Origin of the sequence: Roseivivax isoporae LMG 25204 (assembly GCF_000521865.1) — a bacterium.
Lineage (GTDB): Bacteria > Pseudomonadota > Alphaproteobacteria > Rhodobacterales > Rhodobacteraceae > Roseivivax > Roseivivax isoporae.
Genome location: NZ_JAME01000001.1, coordinates 119108 through 137131, shown reverse-complemented (window position 1 = coordinate 137131; position 18024 = coordinate 119108). Strand labels below are relative to the sequence as shown.

The window sequence follows — 18024 nt, the reverse complement described above, 5'->3', positions numbered from 1 at the left end:
GCGCAGATGAAGGCGACGCAGCGGCCACACAGGCGGCCGCCGTCGCGTCACATGAAGCTCTGCGGGTCGATGTCGATGGCGAGCCGCAGGTCGCCCTTGAGCCGGAACTGCCCCACCCAGTCGGCGAGCGCGCGCTGGAGCGGCACGCCCTTCGGCGCCTTCACCAGCAGCCGCACGCGGTGGCGCCCGCGCACCCGGGCGACCGGGGCGGGTGCCGGCCCGAAGACCTGCGCGCCCACGCGCCGCAGCGCCGCATCCTGCCGGGCGAGCGCGTTGCCGAGGTCGAAGGCCTCCTGCGCGTCCGTCGAGGACAGCACGATCCCCGCCATGCGCCCGTAGGGCGGCACGCCCGCCGCGCGCCGCTCGGCCGCCTCCGCGCGCCAGAACCCCTCCTCGTCGCCCGAGAGGATGGCGCGGATCACCGGGTGCTCGGGCTGGTGCGTCTGGAGGAGCGCCGTCCCGCGCTTCTCGGCCCGCCCCGCACGACCGGCGACCTGCCGCATCAGCTGGAACGTGCGCTCGGCCGCGCGCAGGTCCGAACCCTGCAGACCGAGATCCGCGTCGATCACGCCCACGAGCGTGAGCAGCGGGAAATTGTGCCCCTTGGCCACGAGCTGCGTGCCCACGACGATGTCGGCCCCGCCCGAGGCGATCGTCTCGATCTCGGCCTTGAGCTGGCGGGCGCTGCCGTAGAGGTCCGAGGACAGGACCGCGATGCGCGCCTCGGGAAAGAGCGCGCGCGCCTCCTCGGCCAGCCGCTCGACCCCGGGACCGACCGCGGCCAGCTTGTCCTCCGCCGCGCAGGACGGGCAGGCGGCAGGGATCGGCACGCTGTCGCCGCACTGGTGGCAGACGAGCCGCTTCAGGAACCGGTGCTCGACCATGCGCGCGTCGCACTGGGCACAGCCGATCTGGTGGCCGCAGGCACGGCAGACCGTGACGGGCGCGTAGCCGCGCCGGTTCAGGAAGAACAGCACCTGCTCGCCGCGGCCGATCCGTGTCGCCGCCGCGCGCTGCAGGCTCGGGGAAATCCAGCGGTTCGACGGCAGGTCCTCGGCCCGCATGTCGATCGCGCGCATCTCGGGCAGCACCGCCTCGCCGTAGCGCGACCCGAGCGTCAGGCGCGCATACTTGCCCGCCTCGGCATTGGCCCAGCTCTCGAGCGAGGGCGTCGCCGAGGCCAGGACCACGGCCGCATCGTTCAGGGAGGCGCGGAGCACCGCCATGTCCCGTGCATTGTAGAGGACGCCGTCCTCCTGCTTGTACGACGTGTCGTGCTCCTCGTCGACGACCACGAGCCCGAGGTTCCGGAAGGGCAGGAACAGCGCCGACCGCGCCCCCACGACCAGCTCCGCGCCCCCCGTCGCCACCATGCGCCATGCGCGGCGCCGCTCGGTCTGGGTCACGCCGTGATGCCATTCGGCGGGCTTGTGGCCGAAGCGCGCCTCGACGCGGGTGAGGAACTCGGCCGTCAGCGCGATCTCGGGCAGCAGGACCAGGGCCTGCCGGCCGCGGGACAGGCATTCCGCCACCGCCTCGAGGTAGACCTCGGTCTTGCCGGACCCGGTGACACCGCGCAGGAGCGTCGTGCCGTAGCGCCCGCCCCGCACGCCCGCGCGAAGGAACTCGGCCGCCTCCTTCTGGTCGTCGGTCAGCGTCTTTCCGCCGTGGTCGGGATCGAGCCGCGGATAGGGCGTGTCGCGCGGCGCCTCCTCCTCGAGCACGACGCCCTGCGCGACGAGGCCCTTGATTACCGAGGCGGTCACCCCCGCCGCCTCCGCGAGTTCGCCCTGCGTCAGCGCAAGGCCGCCCATCTCGTCGAGGACGGCCAGCACCCGCGCGCGGGCGTCCGTCTCGCGCGAGGGGCGCCCCGGGCCGCGGCGCAGGACGCGCCGGGTCGACGGCGCATCGCCGAGTCCGGGCGCGCGTGTCGCAAGGCGCAACATGGCGGACATGGGCGTGAGCGTGTAATCGCCCGCCTTCACGAGGAACTCGCGCAACTCCTCCCGCATGGGCGGGACGTCCAGCACGCGGTGGACCTTGCGGATGCGGTTCGCGTCGATTCCGCCCTGCCCCGGTCCCCAGACCACGCCCACGACGCGCCGCGGCCCGAGCGGGACCTCGACGAAGGCGCCGAGATGGCAGCCGCCCTCGGGCGCGCGGTAATCGAGCGCCCGGTCGAGCGGCTGCGTGGTCAGCACGCCGACGAGGTCGTTCTCATGAAAGAAGCCGTCCATGGCGCTCCGGCGTTCGGGGGATCGCTGGCAGGGGTTTCAGCCCCCGGGACCATGGGGTATGACAGCGACGACAGATTGCCAAGCGACGCCTGGAGGGCACGCCCATGAAGTTCTTCGTCGACACCGCAGACATCGACGCCATCCGCGAGCTGGACTCGCTCGGCATGATCGACGGTGTCACCACCAACCCGTCGCTCATCCTGAAGTCCGGCCGCGACATCCTCGAAGTGATGCAGGAAATCTGCGAGATCGTGCACGGTCCGGTCTCTGCCGAGGTCGTCGCGCTCGACTCCGAGGTGATGATCGAGGAGGGCCGCAAGCTCGCCGCGATCGCGGACAACATCGCGGTCAAGGTGCCGCTGACCTGGGACGGCCTGCGCGCCTGCAAGGTGCTGTCGGGCGAGGGCAAGATGGTCAACGTCACGCTCTGCTTCTCCGCGAACCAGGCGCTGCTGGCCGCCAAGGCCGGCGCGACGTTCATCTCGCCGTTCGTCGGCCGGCTCGACGACCTCAACATCGACGGGCTCGAGCTGATCTCGGACATCCGCCAGATCTACGACAATTACGGCTACGAGACGCAGATCCTGGCCGCCTCGATCCGCACCGCGAACCACATGTCGGAGTGTGCCAAGATCGGCGCCGACGTGGCCACCGCGCCGCCGGCGGTGATCAAGGCGATGGCGAACCACGTGCTGACCGACAAGGGGCTCGACGCCTTCGTCAAGGACGCCCAGCAGGCCGGCATCAAGATCGTGTGACCGGTTCGGCAGGGGCAAGGGCCCCTGCCGCCCCCCTTCGGTCGGTCCCGGCACCGGCCAAGAAAAAAGCCCCGCTCGCGCGGGGCTTTTGTTTTTCGGGCCGGACCGTCGGGCGGTCAGCCCTTCTTCTTGATCGGCGCCCAGATGCGCTTGTTGGTGAGGTAGAGCAGCACCGACAGCACGGTCAGGAACAGCACGCCCGCAAAGCCCGCCTGCTTGCGCGCCATCATCTTGGGCTCGGCCGTCCACATCAGGAACGCGGCCACGTCCTGCGCCTCCTGCTCGAGCGTGGGCTCGGGCTGCCCTTCGGCATAGGACACGTCCTCGCCGTAGAGCGGCGGCGCCATCGAGATCCAGCCGCCCGGGAACGCCGTGTTCTCGTAGAGGATGGTGCCCGCCTGTTCCATCTGCTCGCCGGTATAGCCGTTCAGCAGCGACGCAATGTATTCCGCGCCGCCCATGCCCTTGACCAGCTGGTTGATGCCGGTCCCGTAGGGGCCGTGGAAGCCCGCGCGCGCCTTCGCCATGAGCGACAGGTCCGGGGCACCGACGGCGTCGACCTCGGGGAAGTTGTCGGTCGGACGCGCCGGCCGGTAGTCGTCGAGCTCGGGGTCGAAGACCTCGAAGTTCTGCTCGGCATAGGCGCGCACCTCGGCGTCGCTGTAGCCGGGGCCGGATTCGTCCCCGAGCGAGCGCAGCGGCACGAATTTCAGGCCGTGGCAGCCGGAGCAGACCTGCGTATAGATCTGCAGGCCGCGCTGAAGCTGCGCCTGGTCGTAGCTGCCGAAGGGCCCCTCGAACGAGAACTGGTAGTCGTGGATTTCCTGGTGCACCTCGCCGGTGGCGGCGGCGACGCCGCTGCCCGCGAGGGCCAGGCCCGCGATCAGGGCCGGTGCTGCAAGTTGTCTCAACATCGCGATCGGATCCTTTCTCATTCCGCCGGCGCCATGCCCGGAGCCTTGCCGGAGCCCGAGGCGGCCTTGCGGGCGTCGAAGTCGGCCTCGATGGTGTCGGGCCGCGCCAGCGGCTTCTCGATCACGCCGAGGAGCGGCAGGATCACCAGGAAGTAGGCGAACCAGTAGGTCGAGGCGATCAGCGAGATCCAGTCGTAGGGGAACTCGGTCGACTGCGCGCCGACCCACATCAGGACGATGAAGTCCACCACGAGGAGCGCGAACCACCACTTGAACATCGGCCGGTAGCGGCCCGAGCGCACGGTCGAGGTGTCGAGCCACGGCGCCAGCGCCATGACCGCGATCGCGCCGAACATGGCGAGCACGCCGAAGAACTTCGCGTCGATGATGCCGCCGGTGATGAAGCTCACGAACTGCACCGCCCAGACCTCGGAGGTGAAGGCACGCAGGATCGCGTAGAACGGCAGGAAGTACCATTCGGGCACGATGTGCGCGGGCGTCGCCAGCGGGTTCGCCTCGATGTAGTTGTCGGGGTGACCGAGGTAGTTCGGCATGAAGCCCACCACCGCGAAGAACACCGCCATGATGATCGCCAGCGCGAACAGGTCCTTGATCACGTAGTAGGGCCAGAACGGCACCGTGTCCTTGGCGGCATCGGCCTTGGACCCGCGGCGCACCTCGACCCCGGTGGGGTTGTTGTTGCCCGTGGTGTGGAAGGCCCAGATGTGCACGATCACCAGGCCCGCGATGACGAACGGGAACAGGTAGTGCAGCGAGAAGAAGCGCGTCAGGGTGTAGTTGCCCACCGCGGGTCCGCCCAGCAGCCAGGTCTGGATCGTCTCGCCCACGAACGGGATCGCGCCGAAGAGGCCGGTGATCACGGTGGCGCCCCAGAAGGACATCTGGCCCCACGGCAGGACGTAGCCCATGAAGGCGGTGCCCATCATCAGCAGGTAGATCAGGATGCCGATGATCCACGTCACCTCGCGCGGGGTCTTGTAGGACCCGTAGTAGAGGCCGCGGAAGATGTGGAAGTAGACCGCGACGAAGAACAGCGAGGCGCCGTTCGCGTGCAGGTAGCGCAGCGCCCAGCCGCCGTTCACGTCACGCATGATGTGCTCGACCGAGGCGAAGGCGATGTCGGTGTCCGGCGCGTAGTGCATCACCAGCGTGATGCCCGTGACGATCTGCAGGACCAGGGTGAAGGTCAGCACGATGCCCCAGATCCACATCCAGTTCAGGTTCTTGGGCGTGGGGATCATGATCGTGTCGTAGAGCAGGCCGACGATCGGCAGCCGCGAATGCAGCCACTTCTCGCCGCCCGTCTTGGGTTCGTAATGGTCGTGGGGAATGCCGGCCATAGTCGTTCCTCCCTTTGTCCTCAGCCCAGGACGATGGTGGTTTCGTCGGCGAACTCGGCGATCGGGACCGGCAGGTTCGTCGGTGCGGGTCCCCGGCGGATGCGGCCGGCGGTGTCGTAGTGAGAGCCATGGCAGGGGCAGAACCAGCCGTCGAAATCGCCGGCGCCGTTGCCGAGCGGCACGCAGCCGAGATGGGTGCACACGCCCATCATCACGAGCCACTTGCCTTCCTCGTCGAGGGTGCGGTTCTCGTCGGTGGCGGGCACCTCGCCCTGCAGGTTGCCGTTGCGCGCGACGGGGTCGATCAGGTCGGACACGTCGACGGCCCGGCCTTCCTCGATCTCGGTCGCGGTGCGGTGACGCACGAACACGGGCTTGCCGAGCCACTGCACGGTCAGCTGCGTGCCTTCGGCGACGCCGCCGACATCGACCCGGATCGAGGACAGCGCCCGCACGTCGGCGGACGGGTTCATCTGGTTCACCAGCGGCCAGATCGCCGCGCCCGCGGTCACGGCACCGGCCCCGGCGGTGGCGTAGTAGAGGAAATCCCTCCGGGTGCCTGCGGTATCGTCTGCGTGGGACACGAGGTCACCTCCAGTCCTGGGCCCCTCTGCGGGGCACTTGCATGGCAGCCGCGGCGCGGGGCGCTGCGGCATCATCATCATGGGCGCGGTATTTAACGGCACGCGGCTGAGCCGTCCAGAACACAAAACGGTGCAATTGGACCTAGCGCGCATCTGTCGCGGTTGAGTGCCGCACGGCGCGCCTATATGTGGAAAGTCGAAGCGCCACGCGACATTGGGACATGGAATGAAGACCGGACGGACGTCTGCACTGATCGGCCTCGCGACGGCCGCCGCGCTCTGCGCGGCACCGGTCGCGGCGCAGGATCTCGAATTCTCGCTCTACTCGGGCTGGCAGACGGCCCCGCACAGCCGCGTCAAGGGCGACTATCCCGGCACCGGCGCGGATTTCGACGCGCTCATCGGCTGGGACGGCAAATCCTTCGAGATGCCGCCCTATTACGGCATCCGCGGCACCTGGTGGCGGTCCGAGAACGTGGGCTTCGGCCTCGAGTTCACCCACACCAAGGTCTACGCGCCCGACGACGAGAAGGCGGCGATCGGGTTCGACGACCTCGAGTTCACCGACGGCCTGAACATCGTGACCGCGAACGCGCTCTACCGCTGGCCGAACCGCTGGGGATCCGTGACGCCCTACGTCGGCGGCGGCATCGGCATCTCGGTCCCGCACGTGGACGTCGATTCGACCAACGGCTTCGAGACCTACGAGCTGCAATATGCAGGCCCCGCGGCGCGCCTCATGGCCGGTGCCAGCTACGACCTGACCGAGCGCGTGTCGGTCTTCGGCGAGTACCAGTTCACCTACTCGTCGAACGACGTCGACCTCGAGGGCGAGGGATCGCTGCAATCGGACATCAAGACCAACGCGGTGAACTTCGGCGTCACGCTGAAGTTCTGACCGCGCGCCCGTCGCCTCAGGCGGCGGGTTCCGTTTCCTGCATCGACGGACGCTCCGCGAATCGCGCGTACCACGCGGCGAGCGTCGGGCGTCCCTCGCGCCAGCCGCGGTCGCCGTGGCGGAAGTCGAGATAGCCCAGCGCACAGCCGAGCGCGATCTGCGCCATGGTCAGCCGCCCCGACAGGTGGCTCGTCCAGCGCGCCTCGACCGCGTCGAGCGCGCGCGTGATCTTGCCCCACTGCCCCGCGATCCACGGCTCGTACACCATGTCCTCGGGCCGCACGCGGCGCTCGTAGACCATGGACACGCCCGCATCCATCATCGCCTGCGCCGTCGCCTCGAGCGTCAGCACCTCCCACAGGCGGCTGTCGGGATAGAGGCCGGCCTGCGCGCGGTGGTCGAGGTAGCGGCAGATCACCCGGCTGTCGTAGAGCGCCGGCCCGTCGGGCCGCATCAGCGCCGGGATCTTGCCCAGCGGGTTGGCCGAGACGAGCTCGGGATCGGCGCCGGTGGGCGACGCCGCGACCTTGCGCGTCTCGATCTCGGCGATCTGGCCGGTCTCGTGCGCGGTGACGAGGACCGTGCGCACGAAGGGCGACGGCCCTGCCATCAGAAGCGTCATCATGGTCCGGCTCTCCTCTGTCGCCACGTGTGTGCGGCCGACACTAGAGGGCGGGACGGGAACGGCAATCCGCTTTTCGCGCCGCCGCTTGGTCAGAGGGCGGGCGGGTTCCGCATCAGCGCCGCCAGCGCGTCGAGCTCCTGCCCGATGCCCTCGGCGACGGCCCCGGCCGCGCCGAGCCGGGCAGCGTCGGGCTTGTTCTGGTTGAGCTTCCACGTGGCGTCGATCGCCTCCACGTGCAGCACGCAGGGGACGATCGCGCGCATCAGCCGCTCGAGCGCGTCGGGCGTCATCTTGTCCGCGGTCCACGGCGCCTTGGGCGCGAGCCGCGCCTCGTAGGCCGCGCTCTGGAGGTCCAGCATGGCGCGCATCTCGTCGCCCGGGCGGCGTTCCAGCCGGCCGGCGAGGTGCACCGCCACGTAGTTCCACGTGGGCACCTGGTCGGGCAGGCCGTACCAGTCGGGCGAGACGTAGCCGTCGGGCCCCGAGACCGCGATCACCGCCGGGTGCGGCGCATCGAGGGCGCGCGCCACCGGATTCGAGCGCACGAGGTGCAGCCGCGCGGTGCCGCCGTCCTCGGACAGGTGAAACGGCACGTGCGCCAGCAGCGGCGCGCCCGGCCCCGACAGCGCCAGCACGCCGAAGCCGCGCGTGCGGGCAAAGGCGATGTCCCCGGCGTGGTCGACGCTGCGGAAGACGCGGTTCGGATGCATGGCTCAGCGCGCCTTGGGATGCGTGGCCTCGTAGACGCGCATCAGGTGCACGCCATCCACCGAGGTGTAGGCCTGCGTGGTCGACAGCGACCCGTGGCCCAGCAGTTCCTGGATCGCGCGCAGGTCGCCGCCCGCCGCCAGGAGATGCGTGGCGAAGCTGTGGCGCATGGCGTGCGGCGTCGCGGTCGCCGGCAGGCCGAGCTGCATGCGTGCGGCCTCGGTCACCTTCTGCACGACGCGCGCGTTGAGCGCGCCGCCCCGCACGCCGCGGAAGATCGGCGCGTCGGTCTCGACCGGGAAGGGACAGAGCGCCAGGTAGCGCTCGACCGCCTGCCGCGCCGCCGGCAGGACCGGGACGACGCGTTCCTTGCCGCCCTTGCCGCGGATGCGCAGCGAGTCGCCCATGGGCAGGTCGCGCCCCGCCAGCCCCAGCGCCTCGGAGATGCGCAGGCCGCAGCCGTAGAGGAGCGTGACCACCGCCGCGTCCCGCGCCGCGATCCAGCCGGTCTCGGATTGCAGCTCCACCCGGTCGATCATGGCGCGCGCGGCCTCCTCGGACAGCGGGCGCGGCAGCTTGCGGTCGAAGCGCGGCGCGCGCGCCGACAGGACCGCGGTCGCCTCGACGCCCTCGCGTTCGGCCAGCCAGCGGTAGAACGACTTGACCGCCGAGAGCTTGCGCGCGAGCGACCGCCCGCTCGCCCCCTGCCCGCGGGCATGCGCCATCCACGCGCGCATGTCGCGCACGTCGACCTGCATCAGCGGACCGAGGCCCTCGGTCCCGCCGCGGTGCACGGCCATGAAGGCGATGAAGTCGACGACGTCGGCGCGGTAGGCGCGGATCGTCGCCGCCGCCGCACCACGCACCGCCGAAAGCTGCGCAAGCCACGCCTCGAGCGCATCGCGCGCCTGGGGCGAGACCGCGAGCGTCACGACAGCCAGCGGCGCATGGAACGCTCGAAGACGCCTCCGAAGAACCCGAGCAGGTCGGTCCCGTGCTGCGGCGTGAAGAGCTCCGGATCCTCGGCGCCGAGGACGAGGAGACCCGGGAGCCGCCCGGGCCCGAGGTCGAGCACGAGGCACGCTTCCGACCGGATCCAGCTCGCCACCTCGCCGTAGACCTGGGCATCCGCCTGGTGGATCTGCCGCAGCGTGACCGCGCGCACGGGCGTGTTGCGCCCGCCGGTCACGTAATGCGAGACGAAGCCCGGTTCGGCCACGCTCAGGATCTCGCCCAGCCGGCGCACCGACGGGATGTCGCCGCCCTCGCGGCTTTCCAGCACGAGCTTCACGCAATCGACGCGCAGGATGTCCGCCACGTCGCCGCCGAGGTCGCGCAGGAACCCCTCGAACTCGACCGGGTCGAGCATGCGCAGGATCGCGCGATGGATCTGGTTCGTCCCCGCGAGGTTCTCGTAGGCCGCGGCGATGACCGAGCGGTGCGTCTCCTCCAGCCGTTCGAGCCGCGATTCAAGACGCTCCATGGCGATGCCGCGCAGGTCGACGATGTTCGCGCCCATGGCCCGCTCGTTGGCCGCGACCAGTGCGCGCATGAGGTCGCGATCCTCGAGCACGATGTCGGGGGTCGCGATGATCGTGTCGCGCAGGGTGGTGTCGATGCTGGCTTGGCTGTTGCTCATCCGGGCCTCTCCTGAGGGGACCGCGCCGGCGGATGCCTGACCCGATTTCCCGTGTGGACGGAAGTTTTTACGGTTTCTTGTTCAAGTGCACGCCGCAAGTCAATCCGGCCGGCCAGTTTGGCGGCGCGGGTGGCATCGCGGCCACGCGCGCCGGCGACCCCGCGATCCCGTCGCGGCCGCCGAAACCTCTTGATGCGCCGCGCCCGCTGGCCTAGGCGACCGCTGGGAAACCTGTCTGCAGGCACGGGGAGGCCGCGCGCGCATGAGCCACAACACCTTCGGCCACCTCTTCCGCGTCACCACGTGGGGGGAAAGCCACGGGCCCGCGCTCGGCTGCACCGTGGACGGCTGCCCGCCGGGCATCGCGCTCGACGAGGCGTCGCTGCAGCGCTGGCTCGACCGGCGCAAGCCCGGCCAGAACCGCTACACCACGCAGCGCCGCGAGGCCGACGCGGTGCGAATCCTCTCGGGCGTGTTCGAGGGGCGCACCACCGGCACGCCGATCCAGCTGATGATCGAGAACACCGACCAGCGGTCCAAGGATTACGGCGACATCGCCGAGACCTTCCGTCCCGGCCACGCGGACATCGCCTATTTCCAGAAATACGGCCACCGCGACTACCGCGGCGGCGGGCGCTCCTCGGCGCGCGAGACCGCGGCACGGGTCGCCGCCGGAGGCGTGGCGCGCGCCGCGCTCGCGGCGCTGGCGCCGGGCCTCAGGATCACGGGCTACATGACGCGGATGGGCGCGCATGCGCTCGAGGGGCCGCGCGACATGGACCAGATCGACAAGAACCCCTTCTGGGTGCCCTCGGCCGAGACGGCCGAACGCTGGGCCGCCTATCTCGACGGGCTGCGGAAGGCCGGATCGTCCTGCGGCGCCGAGATCGAGGTGGTCGCGGAGGGCGTGCCGCCGGGGCTCGGTGCGCCGGTCTACGGCAAGCTCGACACCGACCTCGCTGCCGCGATGATGTCGATCAACGCGGTGAAGGGCGTCGAGATCGGCGAGGGCATGGCCGCCGCGCGGCTGACCGGCGAGGCCAATGCCGACGAGATCACCCTCGGCCCGGACGGCCAGCCGGTCTACGCGTCGAACCATGCGGGCGGCATCCTCGGCGGCATCTCGACCGGGCAGGACGTCGTCGTGCGCTTCGCGGTGAAGCCCACCTCGTCGATCCTTACGCCGCGCGCCTCGATCACCCGCTCCGGCCGGGAAACCGAGGTCGTGACCAAGGGCCGCCACGATCCCTGCGTCGGCATCCGCGCGGTGCCGGTGGGCGAGGCGATGATGGCCTGCGTGCTGCTCGACCACCTCCTGCGCGACCGCGGCCAGACCGGCGGGGTGCGCGGACGCATCGGCGCGGAGGACTGAGCGCCCGCCATTCCGGAGAATGACGTTGATTTCCCCGCCCCTCTCGGGCATCCGGTTCAGCGGACCGCGCAAGGGAGAGAGACAATGACCCGGATCGACGCCCGTTTCGCCAGCCTCCGGCAGGACGGACGGAAGGCCTTCGTGGCCTACATCATGGCCGGCGACCCGGACGTGGAAACCTCTTTCGAGCTCATGCGCGGGCTGCCCGGCGCCGGCGTCGACGTGATCGAGCTGGGCCTGCCTTTCACCGATCCCATGGCCGATGGCCCGACGATCCAGACCGCGGGCCAGCGCGCGCTCGCCGGCGGCATGACGCTCGACCGGACGCTCGACATGGTGCGCCGCTTCCGCGCCGAGGACAACGAGACGCCCATCGTGCTCATGGGCTACTACAACCCGATCTATTCGCGCGGCGTCGACCGGTTCCTGGCGCAGGCGACCGAGGCCGGCATCGACGGGCTGATCGTGGTCGACCTGCCGCCCGAGGAGGACGACGAGCTGTGCCTGCCCGCGCAGAAGGCCGGCATGAACTTCATACGCCTTGCGACGCCCACGACCGATGACCGGAGGCTGCCGCGCGTGCTGCAGAACACCTCGGGCTTCGTCTACTACGTGTCGATCACCGGGATCACGGGCGCCGCAGCGGCAGAGGCCGGCGACGTGGGCCCCGAGGTGTCGCGCATCAAGGCGCAGACCGACCTGCCCGTGATCGTGGGCTTCGGGATCCGCACACCCGAGAGCGCCGCGGCCATCGCCGGCGTGGCCGACGGCTGCGTCGTGGGCTCGGCCATCGTGGCGGCGCTGGCCGAGGGGCGCCCGGTGCCCGAGGTGCTGGACTTCGTCGCCTCGCTCGCCGGGGGCGCCCATTCCGCCTGAGCGTCGGTCATTGCGAAAACAGGAATACTGACTTCCGTTTTGCACGGATTGTTCCTCGCGGGTTCCGGGGCCATGTTCGACGGGCCGGCGGCGCATGGGGCCTGCCGGACCACACCGGAGCGACCGCCATGCAGCCCTCGACCGACATCGCCTTCTCGCCCGCGGTCAAGGCCGTGCAGGACCGGCTCGGATCGCGCGCCGCCTATGCCCGCGTCGAGGCACGGGGCGGGTGGGACACGACGATTTCGCCCGACGTGGCGCAGTTCATCGCGGCCCAGCGGTCCGTCTTCCTCGCCACGGCGAGCGCGGATGGCCAGCCCTACATCCAGCACCGCGGCGGGCCGCCGGGATTCCTGAAGGTCCTCGACGAACGCACGCTCGGGATGGCCGACCTCGCGGGGAACCGGCAGTACATCTCGACCGGCAACCTGTCCGAGAACCCGCGCATCCACCTCTTTCTCATCGATTACGCCAACCGCCTGCGGGTCAAGATCTGGGGAACCGCCCGCATGGTCGAGGACGATCCCGACCTCGTGGCGCGGCTGATGCCCGGGGACGGCACCGGCCGGGCGGAACGCGCGCTGATCATCGACGTGGCCGCGATCGACCGGAACTGCCCGCAGCACATCCCCCAACGGTTCGAGGCCGCCGACGTGGCGCGCGCCCTCGAAACTCGCGAGGCGCACATCGCCGAGCTCGAGGCAGAGCTCGCGCGGCTCGGCGGGGCCTGAGATGGACGGACGTCACGACGCTTGCTAAGCCTCCTCGGAACGTCCGCCCGAGGAGAGCCGCATGCCCCCCGTCATCACCGAGATCGAGGACCTCAAGCGCATCTACCGGCGTCGCGTGCCCAAGATGTTCTACGATTACTGCGAGTCGGGCAGCTGGACGGAACAGACCTTCCGGGAGAATTCCTCGGATTTCGACAAGATCTACCTGCGCCAGCGGGTGGCCGTGGACATGGCGAACCGCACCACCCGCAGCACCATGATCGGCCAGGACGTGGCGATGCCGGTGGCGCTCGCGCCCGTGGGCATGACGGGGATGCAGCACTGGGACGGCGAGATCAAGGCGGCGAAGGCGGCCGAGGCGTTCGGCGTGCCCTTCAGCCTGTCCACCATGTCGATCTGCTCGATCGAGGACGTCGCCGCCAACACCTCGAAGCCGTTCTGGCTGCAGGTCTACACGCTGACCGACGACGATTACATGCGCAGGCTCTTCGACCGGGCCAGGGCCGCGAAATGCTCGGCCGCGGTCATCACCGTCGACCTCCAGCTTCTCGGCCAGAGGCACAAGGACCATCGCAACGGGCTGTCGGCGCCTCCAAAGCCCACGCTGCGCACTCTCGTGAACCTCTCGACCAAGTGGGCCTGGGCCATGGGCATGCTGTCGACCAGGCGGCGGCAGTTCGGCAACATCGTCGGCCACGTGGCGGACGTGGACGACCCGTCCTCGCTGATGACGTGGACGGCGCAGAAATTCGACCAGTCGCTGAACTGGGACCGCATCCGGCAGTTCCGGGACATGTGGGACGGCCCCCTCATCATCAAGGGGATCATGGACCCGCGCGATGCGCTCGAGGCGGTGAACGTGGGCGCCGACGCGATCATCGTCTCGAACCACGGCGGCCGGCAGCTCGATGGCGCGCTGTCGTCGATCCGGGCGCTGACCCCGGTGCTCGACGCGGTGGGCGACAAGGTCGAGGTGCACCTCGACAGCGGCGTGCGGTCGGGCCAGGACGTGCTCAAGGCGCTCGCCATGGGCGCCAAGGGCGTGCATATCGGGCGCGCCTACATCTACGGCCTCGGCGCCATGGGCCAGAAGGGCGTGACCCGCGCGCTCGAGATCATCCGCAACGAGCTCGACGTGTCGATGGCGCTCTGCGGACGGCGGCACGTCACTGACATCGACCGCGACATCCTTCTCGTGCCCGAGGACTTCTCGGGTCGCTGGGAGGCGCCGCGCCGCAACGCCTGAGGCGTCTCCTCAGGGCGCGCGGACGGGCATCGCCCCGCGCCCGAGCGCCGGCAGGAGCGCGAGCGGCACCACCAGCAGCAGGACGGCGATCACCGTGAAGGACGTCGAGAGGCCGAACCCCTCGGACACGAAGCCCATCATCGGCGGCCCGAGGAAGAAACCGGTATAGCCCACGACCGACAGCCGCGAGATCGCGTGCGCGCGCGCCCGCGACGGCACGAGCCGCCCCACCCAGGCAAAGACCATGGGCACCACGACCGAGAGACCGAGCCCCATCAGCGTGAAGCCCGCGAGCGCGAAGCCGAGGCCGGGCCCGTGCGCGGCGACGAGCGCGCCCACGGCGGCGATCAGGGTGGCGGCGGCGATCACCGACCGTTCCGACAGCCGCTGCGCCAGCACCTGCCCCGACAGCCGGCCGATGCCCATGGTGAGCCCGAGAAGCGCAGGCCCGAGCGCGCCCGCCGCGGCACCCGCGCCGTGACCGCGCTCGAGATGAAGCGCCGACCAGCCCTCGGTCGCCTGTTCGGACAGGAAGGCCAGGCACACGATCAGGCCGCCCGGCAGGATCAGCGCCCAGGGCGCCCGCACCACGACCGGGCCGTCCGCGTCGTCGTCGGCATCCGCCGGCGCCGCGGGGTCGCGCACCGTCGCCACGATGATCGTGAGGCCGAACATGACCGCGCCGAGCACGAGGAATATCGGCGCGGGCGCGATGCCCGCCTCCCGCGCGAGCCCGACCGCCAGCGCGACGAAGGCGTAGGTCAGCGAGTAGATCGCGTGGTTGAGGTTCATCAGCGTGCGGCCCGTGACGCTCTCGATCAGGCTGATGCGGGTGTTCATCACCACGTCCATGACGCCGAGCCCCATGCAGCCCAGCAGCATCACCAGCGCGAAGGTGACGCCGTCGCCGATCATTCCGGGAAAGAGCGCGACCGTCGCGGAGGCCGCTGTCGCCACGCTCAGCGCGTGCCGCCCGAGCCGCGCCTCGGCCAGGGGGGCGAGCCACATGGCCGCGACCGCACCCACCGTGGCCACGAGCAGCGCCAGCCCGAAGCCGCCGTCGGACAGTCCGACCTGCGCCTTGACCGCGGGCACCTGCGCCGCGAAACCGCCCCAGAACACGCCCATCGCGGCAAAGGCCGCCGCGGGGCCGCGGCTGGCCCGGAGATCACCCAGCATCTGCATGGCGGTGCCTGTGACATGCGGCGCGCCCGGCGTCCAGACGCCCTCGACGGGACGGCGGGTGTGCGCCGCGCGTACCCCCGAATCGCCTTGCCATGGCGGGGGCATGCGTGTAACGGGCAGCACTCGCGCGGGGTGACAGCCTTGGAGGCACGCCGCGTCAGACATCAGGAGTTAAAGACATGGCTGGAGAAATCCCAGATCTTCACGCCCAGGAACGCACGGGGACGGGCAAGGGCGCCGCTCGTGCGGCGCGTCGCGCCAATCTCGTTCCGGGGATCGTGTTCGGTGGCGAAAAGGAACCGCTGCCCATCAACCTGCCCTACAACGACCTCATCAAGCGCCTGCGCGCCGGCCGCTTCAAGTCGCGGCTCTTCAACCTCAAGGTTGACGGCCACGAGGACGTCCGCGTGATCTGCCGCGACGTGCAGCGCGACGTGGTCAAGGACCTGCCGACGCATGTGGACTTCATGCGCCTGCGCCGGACCTCGAAGATCAACCTCTACATCCCGGTCGAGTTCATCAACGAGGACAAGTGCCCGGGCCTGCGCAAGGGCGGCGTGATGACCGTCGTGCGTCCCGAGGTCGAGCTGATGGTGACCGCCGGCGACATCCCGGAAAAGGTCGTGGCGGATCTCGAGGGCCTCGAGATCGGCGACACGCTGACCATCTCGAGCGTCCCGCTGCCCGAGGGCGCCAAGAAGACGATCGACCGCGATTTCGTGATCTGCAACATCACCGCGCCGTCCGCGCTGGCCGCGGCGTCCGACGAGGACGAGGTGACGGAGACCGAGGTCATCGAACAGAACGCCGAGACCGTCGAGGGCGAGAACGACTGATCCCGACGCGGCGCGGCATCCCTGCCCCGCCATCACGGCCCCGCGCCCCCGCGCGGGGCCGTTTTCGTTGCGGCCGGCGCGCCCGCGCCCTATCTCTCGGCCCGACGCAGAGGGGAGACGGCCATGAAACTCTTCGCAGGTCTCGGCAATCCGGGCGCGAAATACGCGGGCAACCGGCACAACGTGGGCTTCATGGCGGTGGACCGCATCGCCGAGGACCACGGGCTCGGGCCGTGGCGCGCCCGCTTCCAGGGCGAGGCGGCGGAGGGCAGGCTCGGCGGCGACAAGGTCATCCTGCTGAAACCCGGCACCTTCATGAACCTCTCGGGCCAGGCGGTGGGCGAGGCGATGCGCTTCTACAAGCTCGGCCCCGAGGACGTGGTGATCCTGCACGACGAGCTCGACCTCGCGCCGGGCAAGGTCAAGGTCAAGACCGGCGGCGGCCATGCGGGTCACAACGGGCTGCGCTCGATCCACGCCCACATCGGCGAGGCCTACCGCCGCGTGCGCATCGGGATCGGTCATCCCGGCCGCAAGGAACTGGTGTCGGGCTACGTGCTGCACGACTTCGCCAAGGCCGACGAGGCCTGGCTCGACGACGTGCTGCGCGGCATCTCGGACGGGGCGCCGGCCCTCGCGGACGGCGATGCGGCGGGCTTCACCACCAAGGTCGCGCTGCGCACGCAGCCCCAGCGCGAGAGCGCGCCGAAGCCCGGGCGCGTCGAGACCGAACGCCCCGCCGCGGAAGGGCCCGCAGACCCCGAGCCCGACGCGCGCTCCCCGCTCCAGCGGCTCGCCGATCGCTTCCGCTGAAGCGCCGCAGCGTCACGCTTGCCGGACGCGCGGCACCGGTGTTCGCTGCGTGCCGGGAGGACGGGGAAGATGGGCAGACGGACGGCGCGCGCCGCCGCCGCGGCGGGCATCGTGGCCCTTGCCGTGCTGGCGGCCGGCCTGTGGAAGCGCGAGGACCTGACGCGGCTCATGGCCGTGACGAGCCTGTTCGCCGAGGACAGGATCGTGCGCAACTTCAGCAACATGCACACGCTCTTTCACACGGCGCCGGTGCCGCGCGGCGACGGTCCCGCGGTGCCGCTGCCGCAGGGCATGCCGCTTGTGCCGCCGGACGGGCTCGACGCCTGGCTCGACCGAAGGGCGGTGACGGCGATGGTGGTGCTGAAGGAGGGTGCGATCCGGCACGAGACCTACCGGCTCGGCACGGGCCCGGACGATCTGCGGATCTCCTGGTCGATGGCGAAATCGTTTCTTTCCGCGCTCTTCGGCACCGTCGTTGCGGATGGCACGATCGACAGCCTCGACGACCCGGTGACACGCTACGCGCCGGCCCTCGCCGGGTCGGCCTATGACGGCGTGTCCGTCCGGAACGTGCTGCAGATGTCCTCGGGCGTGGCCTTCGACGAGGACTACCTGGACTTCTGGAGCGACATCAACCGCATGGGCCGCGTCCTTGCGCTGGGCGGCTCGATGGACAGCTATGCCGCGGGACTCGACGACCGGGCGGCCGCGCCGGGCACGTCCTGGGCCTACGTGTCGATCGACACGCATGTCCTGTCGATGGTCCTGCGCGGCGCCACCGGGCAGTCGCTGCCCGACCTCATGTCCGAGCGGATCGTGGCGCCGCTCGGGCTCGAACGCGAACCGCTTTACGTGACGGACGGTTACGGCGTGGCCTTCGCTCTGGGCGGACTTGCCATGACGACGCGGGACTACGCGCGCTTCGGCCAGATGGTGCTGCAGGGCGGCCACTGGGACGGACGGCAGGTGGTGCCGGCGGACTGGATCGCGGCCAGCACCGTGCCCTCTGCGCCCACCGCGCCCGGTGCGCTGCGCTACGGCTACCAGTGGTGGATCCCCGCGGACGGCGACAGCGGAGAGGTCCTGGGGCGCGGGGTTTACGGGCAGTACCTCTACCTCGACCGCGCTGCCGGGGTGGTGATCGCGGTCAACGGGGCGGACCGGAACTTCCGCGAGGACGGGGCGTTCATGGACTCGCTGCAGATGTTCCGTCGTATTCGGGACAGCGTGTAACCGGTTGT

At 70.4% G+C, this 18024-nt stretch carries 19 protein-coding genes; 10 read left to right on the top strand and 9 right to left on the bottom strand.

The features are described 5' to 3' along the window. Positions 1-47: 47 nt before the first annotated feature. Positions 48-2237 carry a primosomal protein N' gene (locus tag RISW2_RS00625; protein WP_043765243.1) on the bottom strand — a complete coding sequence of 730 codons (2190 nt, stop codon included), beginning with the start codon at positions 2235-2237 and terminating at the stop codon, positions 48-50. 104 nt (positions 2238-2341) lie between these two features. Between RISW2_RS00625 and fsa the strand changes: the two genes are divergently transcribed. Next, on the top strand, positions 2342-2995 hold the full coding sequence (gene fsa, locus RISW2_RS00620; protein WP_043765241.1) for a fructose-6-phosphate aldolase: 654 nt from the start codon (positions 2342-2344) through the stop codon (positions 2993-2995). Between the two features lie 116 nt (positions 2996-3111). On the opposite strand, the gene RISW2_RS00615 is transcribed toward fsa, so the two are convergent. The 3 genes from RISW2_RS00615 to petA are packed head-to-tail and all read right to left on the bottom strand — an operon-like array spanning position 3112 to position 5854. Then, on the bottom strand, positions 3112-3909 hold the full coding sequence (locus RISW2_RS00615; RefSeq protein ID WP_043765239.1) for a cytochrome c1: 798 nt from the start codon (positions 3907-3909) through the stop codon (positions 3112-3114). A gap of 17 nt (positions 3910-3926) precedes the next feature. Next, positions 3927-5270 carry a cytochrome b gene (gene petB, locus RISW2_RS00610; protein ID WP_043765237.1) on the bottom strand — a complete coding sequence of 448 codons (1344 nt, stop codon included), beginning with the start codon at positions 5268-5270 and terminating at the stop codon, positions 3927-3929. A gap of 20 nt (positions 5271-5290) precedes the next feature. After that, positions 5291-5854 carry a ubiquinol-cytochrome c reductase iron-sulfur subunit gene (gene petA / locus RISW2_RS00605; protein WP_043765235.1) on the bottom strand — a complete coding sequence of 188 codons (564 nt, stop codon included), beginning with the start codon at positions 5852-5854 and terminating at the stop codon, positions 5291-5293. A 226-nt stretch (positions 5855-6080) separates the two neighbouring features. Between petA and RISW2_RS00600 the strand changes: the two genes are divergently transcribed. Next, positions 6081-6752: an outer membrane protein gene (locus tag RISW2_RS00600; RefSeq protein WP_043765233.1), complete on the top strand. Its 672-nt coding sequence runs from the start codon at positions 6081-6083 to the stop codon at positions 6750-6752. 16 nt (positions 6753-6768) lie between these two features. Here the strand turns inward: RISW2_RS00600 and RISW2_RS00595 are convergent, their stop codons facing one another. From RISW2_RS00595 to RISW2_RS00580, 4 genes are all read right to left on the bottom strand, one after another. Then, positions 6769-7374 carry a glutathione S-transferase gene (locus RISW2_RS00595; RefSeq protein ID WP_043765467.1) on the bottom strand — a complete coding sequence of 202 codons (606 nt, stop codon included), beginning with the start codon at positions 7372-7374 and terminating at the stop codon, positions 6769-6771. A gap of 92 nt (positions 7375-7466) precedes the next feature. After that, positions 7467-8087, bottom strand: coding sequence for an FMN-binding negative transcriptional regulator (locus RISW2_RS00590; protein WP_043765231.1), 621 nt, complete (start codon positions 8085-8087; stop codon positions 7467-7469). Between the two features lie 3 nt (positions 8088-8090). Continuing rightward, entirely contained in the window at positions 8091-9017 is a 927-nt protein-coding gene (locus tag RISW2_RS00585; RefSeq protein ID WP_043765229.1) for a tyrosine recombinase XerC, read from the bottom strand. After that, positions 9014-9724 carry a DUF484 family protein gene (locus tag RISW2_RS00580; RefSeq protein ID WP_043765225.1) on the bottom strand — a complete coding sequence of 237 codons (711 nt, stop codon included), beginning with the start codon at positions 9722-9724 and terminating at the stop codon, positions 9014-9016. The genes RISW2_RS00585 and RISW2_RS00580 overlap by 4 nt, the downstream gene beginning before the upstream one ends. A 32-nt stretch (positions 9725-9756) precedes the next feature. On the opposite strand from RISW2_RS00580, the gene RISW2_RS25430 reads away from it, so the two are divergent. The 5 genes from RISW2_RS25430 (at position 9757) to RISW2_RS00560 (ending at position 13949) form a co-directional block, all read left to right on the top strand. After that, the gene (locus RISW2_RS25430; protein WP_211238650.1) at positions 9757-9939 is read left to right on the top strand and encodes a hypothetical protein; all 183 of its coding nucleotides are present in this window, start codon (positions 9757-9759) and stop codon (positions 9937-9939) included. Between the two features lie 47 nt (positions 9940-9986). Further along, a complete protein-coding gene (gene aroC, locus RISW2_RS00575; RefSeq protein WP_043765221.1) occupies positions 9987-11096 on the top strand; it encodes a chorismate synthase in 1110 nt (369 codons plus the stop codon). 84 nt (positions 11097-11180) lie between these two features. Next, on the top strand, positions 11181-11972 hold the full coding sequence (gene trpA / locus RISW2_RS00570; RefSeq protein WP_043765217.1) for a tryptophan synthase subunit alpha: 792 nt from the start codon (positions 11181-11183) through the stop codon (positions 11970-11972). Positions 11973-12100: 128 nt separating this feature from the next. Beyond that, a complete protein-coding gene (locus RISW2_RS00565; RefSeq protein ID WP_043765214.1) occupies positions 12101-12703 on the top strand; it encodes a pyridoxamine 5'-phosphate oxidase family protein in 603 nt (200 codons plus the stop codon). A 61-nt stretch (positions 12704-12764) separates the two neighbouring features. Then, positions 12765-13949: an alpha-hydroxy acid oxidase gene (locus tag RISW2_RS00560; RefSeq protein WP_043765212.1), complete on the top strand. Its 1185-nt coding sequence runs from the start codon at positions 12765-12767 to the stop codon at positions 13947-13949. A 9-nt stretch (positions 13950-13958) separates the two neighbouring features. Here the strand turns inward: RISW2_RS00560 and RISW2_RS00555 are convergent, their stop codons facing one another. Continuing rightward, positions 13959-15134: an MFS transporter gene (locus RISW2_RS00555; RefSeq protein WP_043765210.1), complete on the bottom strand. Its 1176-nt coding sequence runs from the start codon at positions 15132-15134 to the stop codon at positions 13959-13961. Between the two features lie 179 nt (positions 15135-15313). Here RISW2_RS00555 and RISW2_RS00550 point away from each other — a divergent pair, with 179 nt between their 5' ends. From RISW2_RS00550 to RISW2_RS00540, 3 genes are all read left to right on the top strand, one after another. Then, positions 15314-15970 carry a 50S ribosomal protein L25/general stress protein Ctc gene (locus RISW2_RS00550; protein ID WP_043765208.1) on the top strand — a complete coding sequence of 219 codons (657 nt, stop codon included), beginning with the start codon at positions 15314-15316 and terminating at the stop codon, positions 15968-15970. 123 nt (positions 15971-16093) lie between these two features. After that, complete coding sequence (gene pth / locus RISW2_RS00545; RefSeq protein WP_043765205.1) at positions 16094-16783, top strand: aminoacyl-tRNA hydrolase; 690 nt, start codon at positions 16094-16096, stop codon at positions 16781-16783. 69 nt (positions 16784-16852) lie between these two features. After that, positions 16853-18016, top strand: coding sequence for a serine hydrolase domain-containing protein (locus RISW2_RS00540; RefSeq protein WP_043765203.1), 1164 nt, complete (start codon positions 16853-16855; stop codon positions 18014-18016). Positions 18017-18024 lie beyond the last annotated feature (8 nt).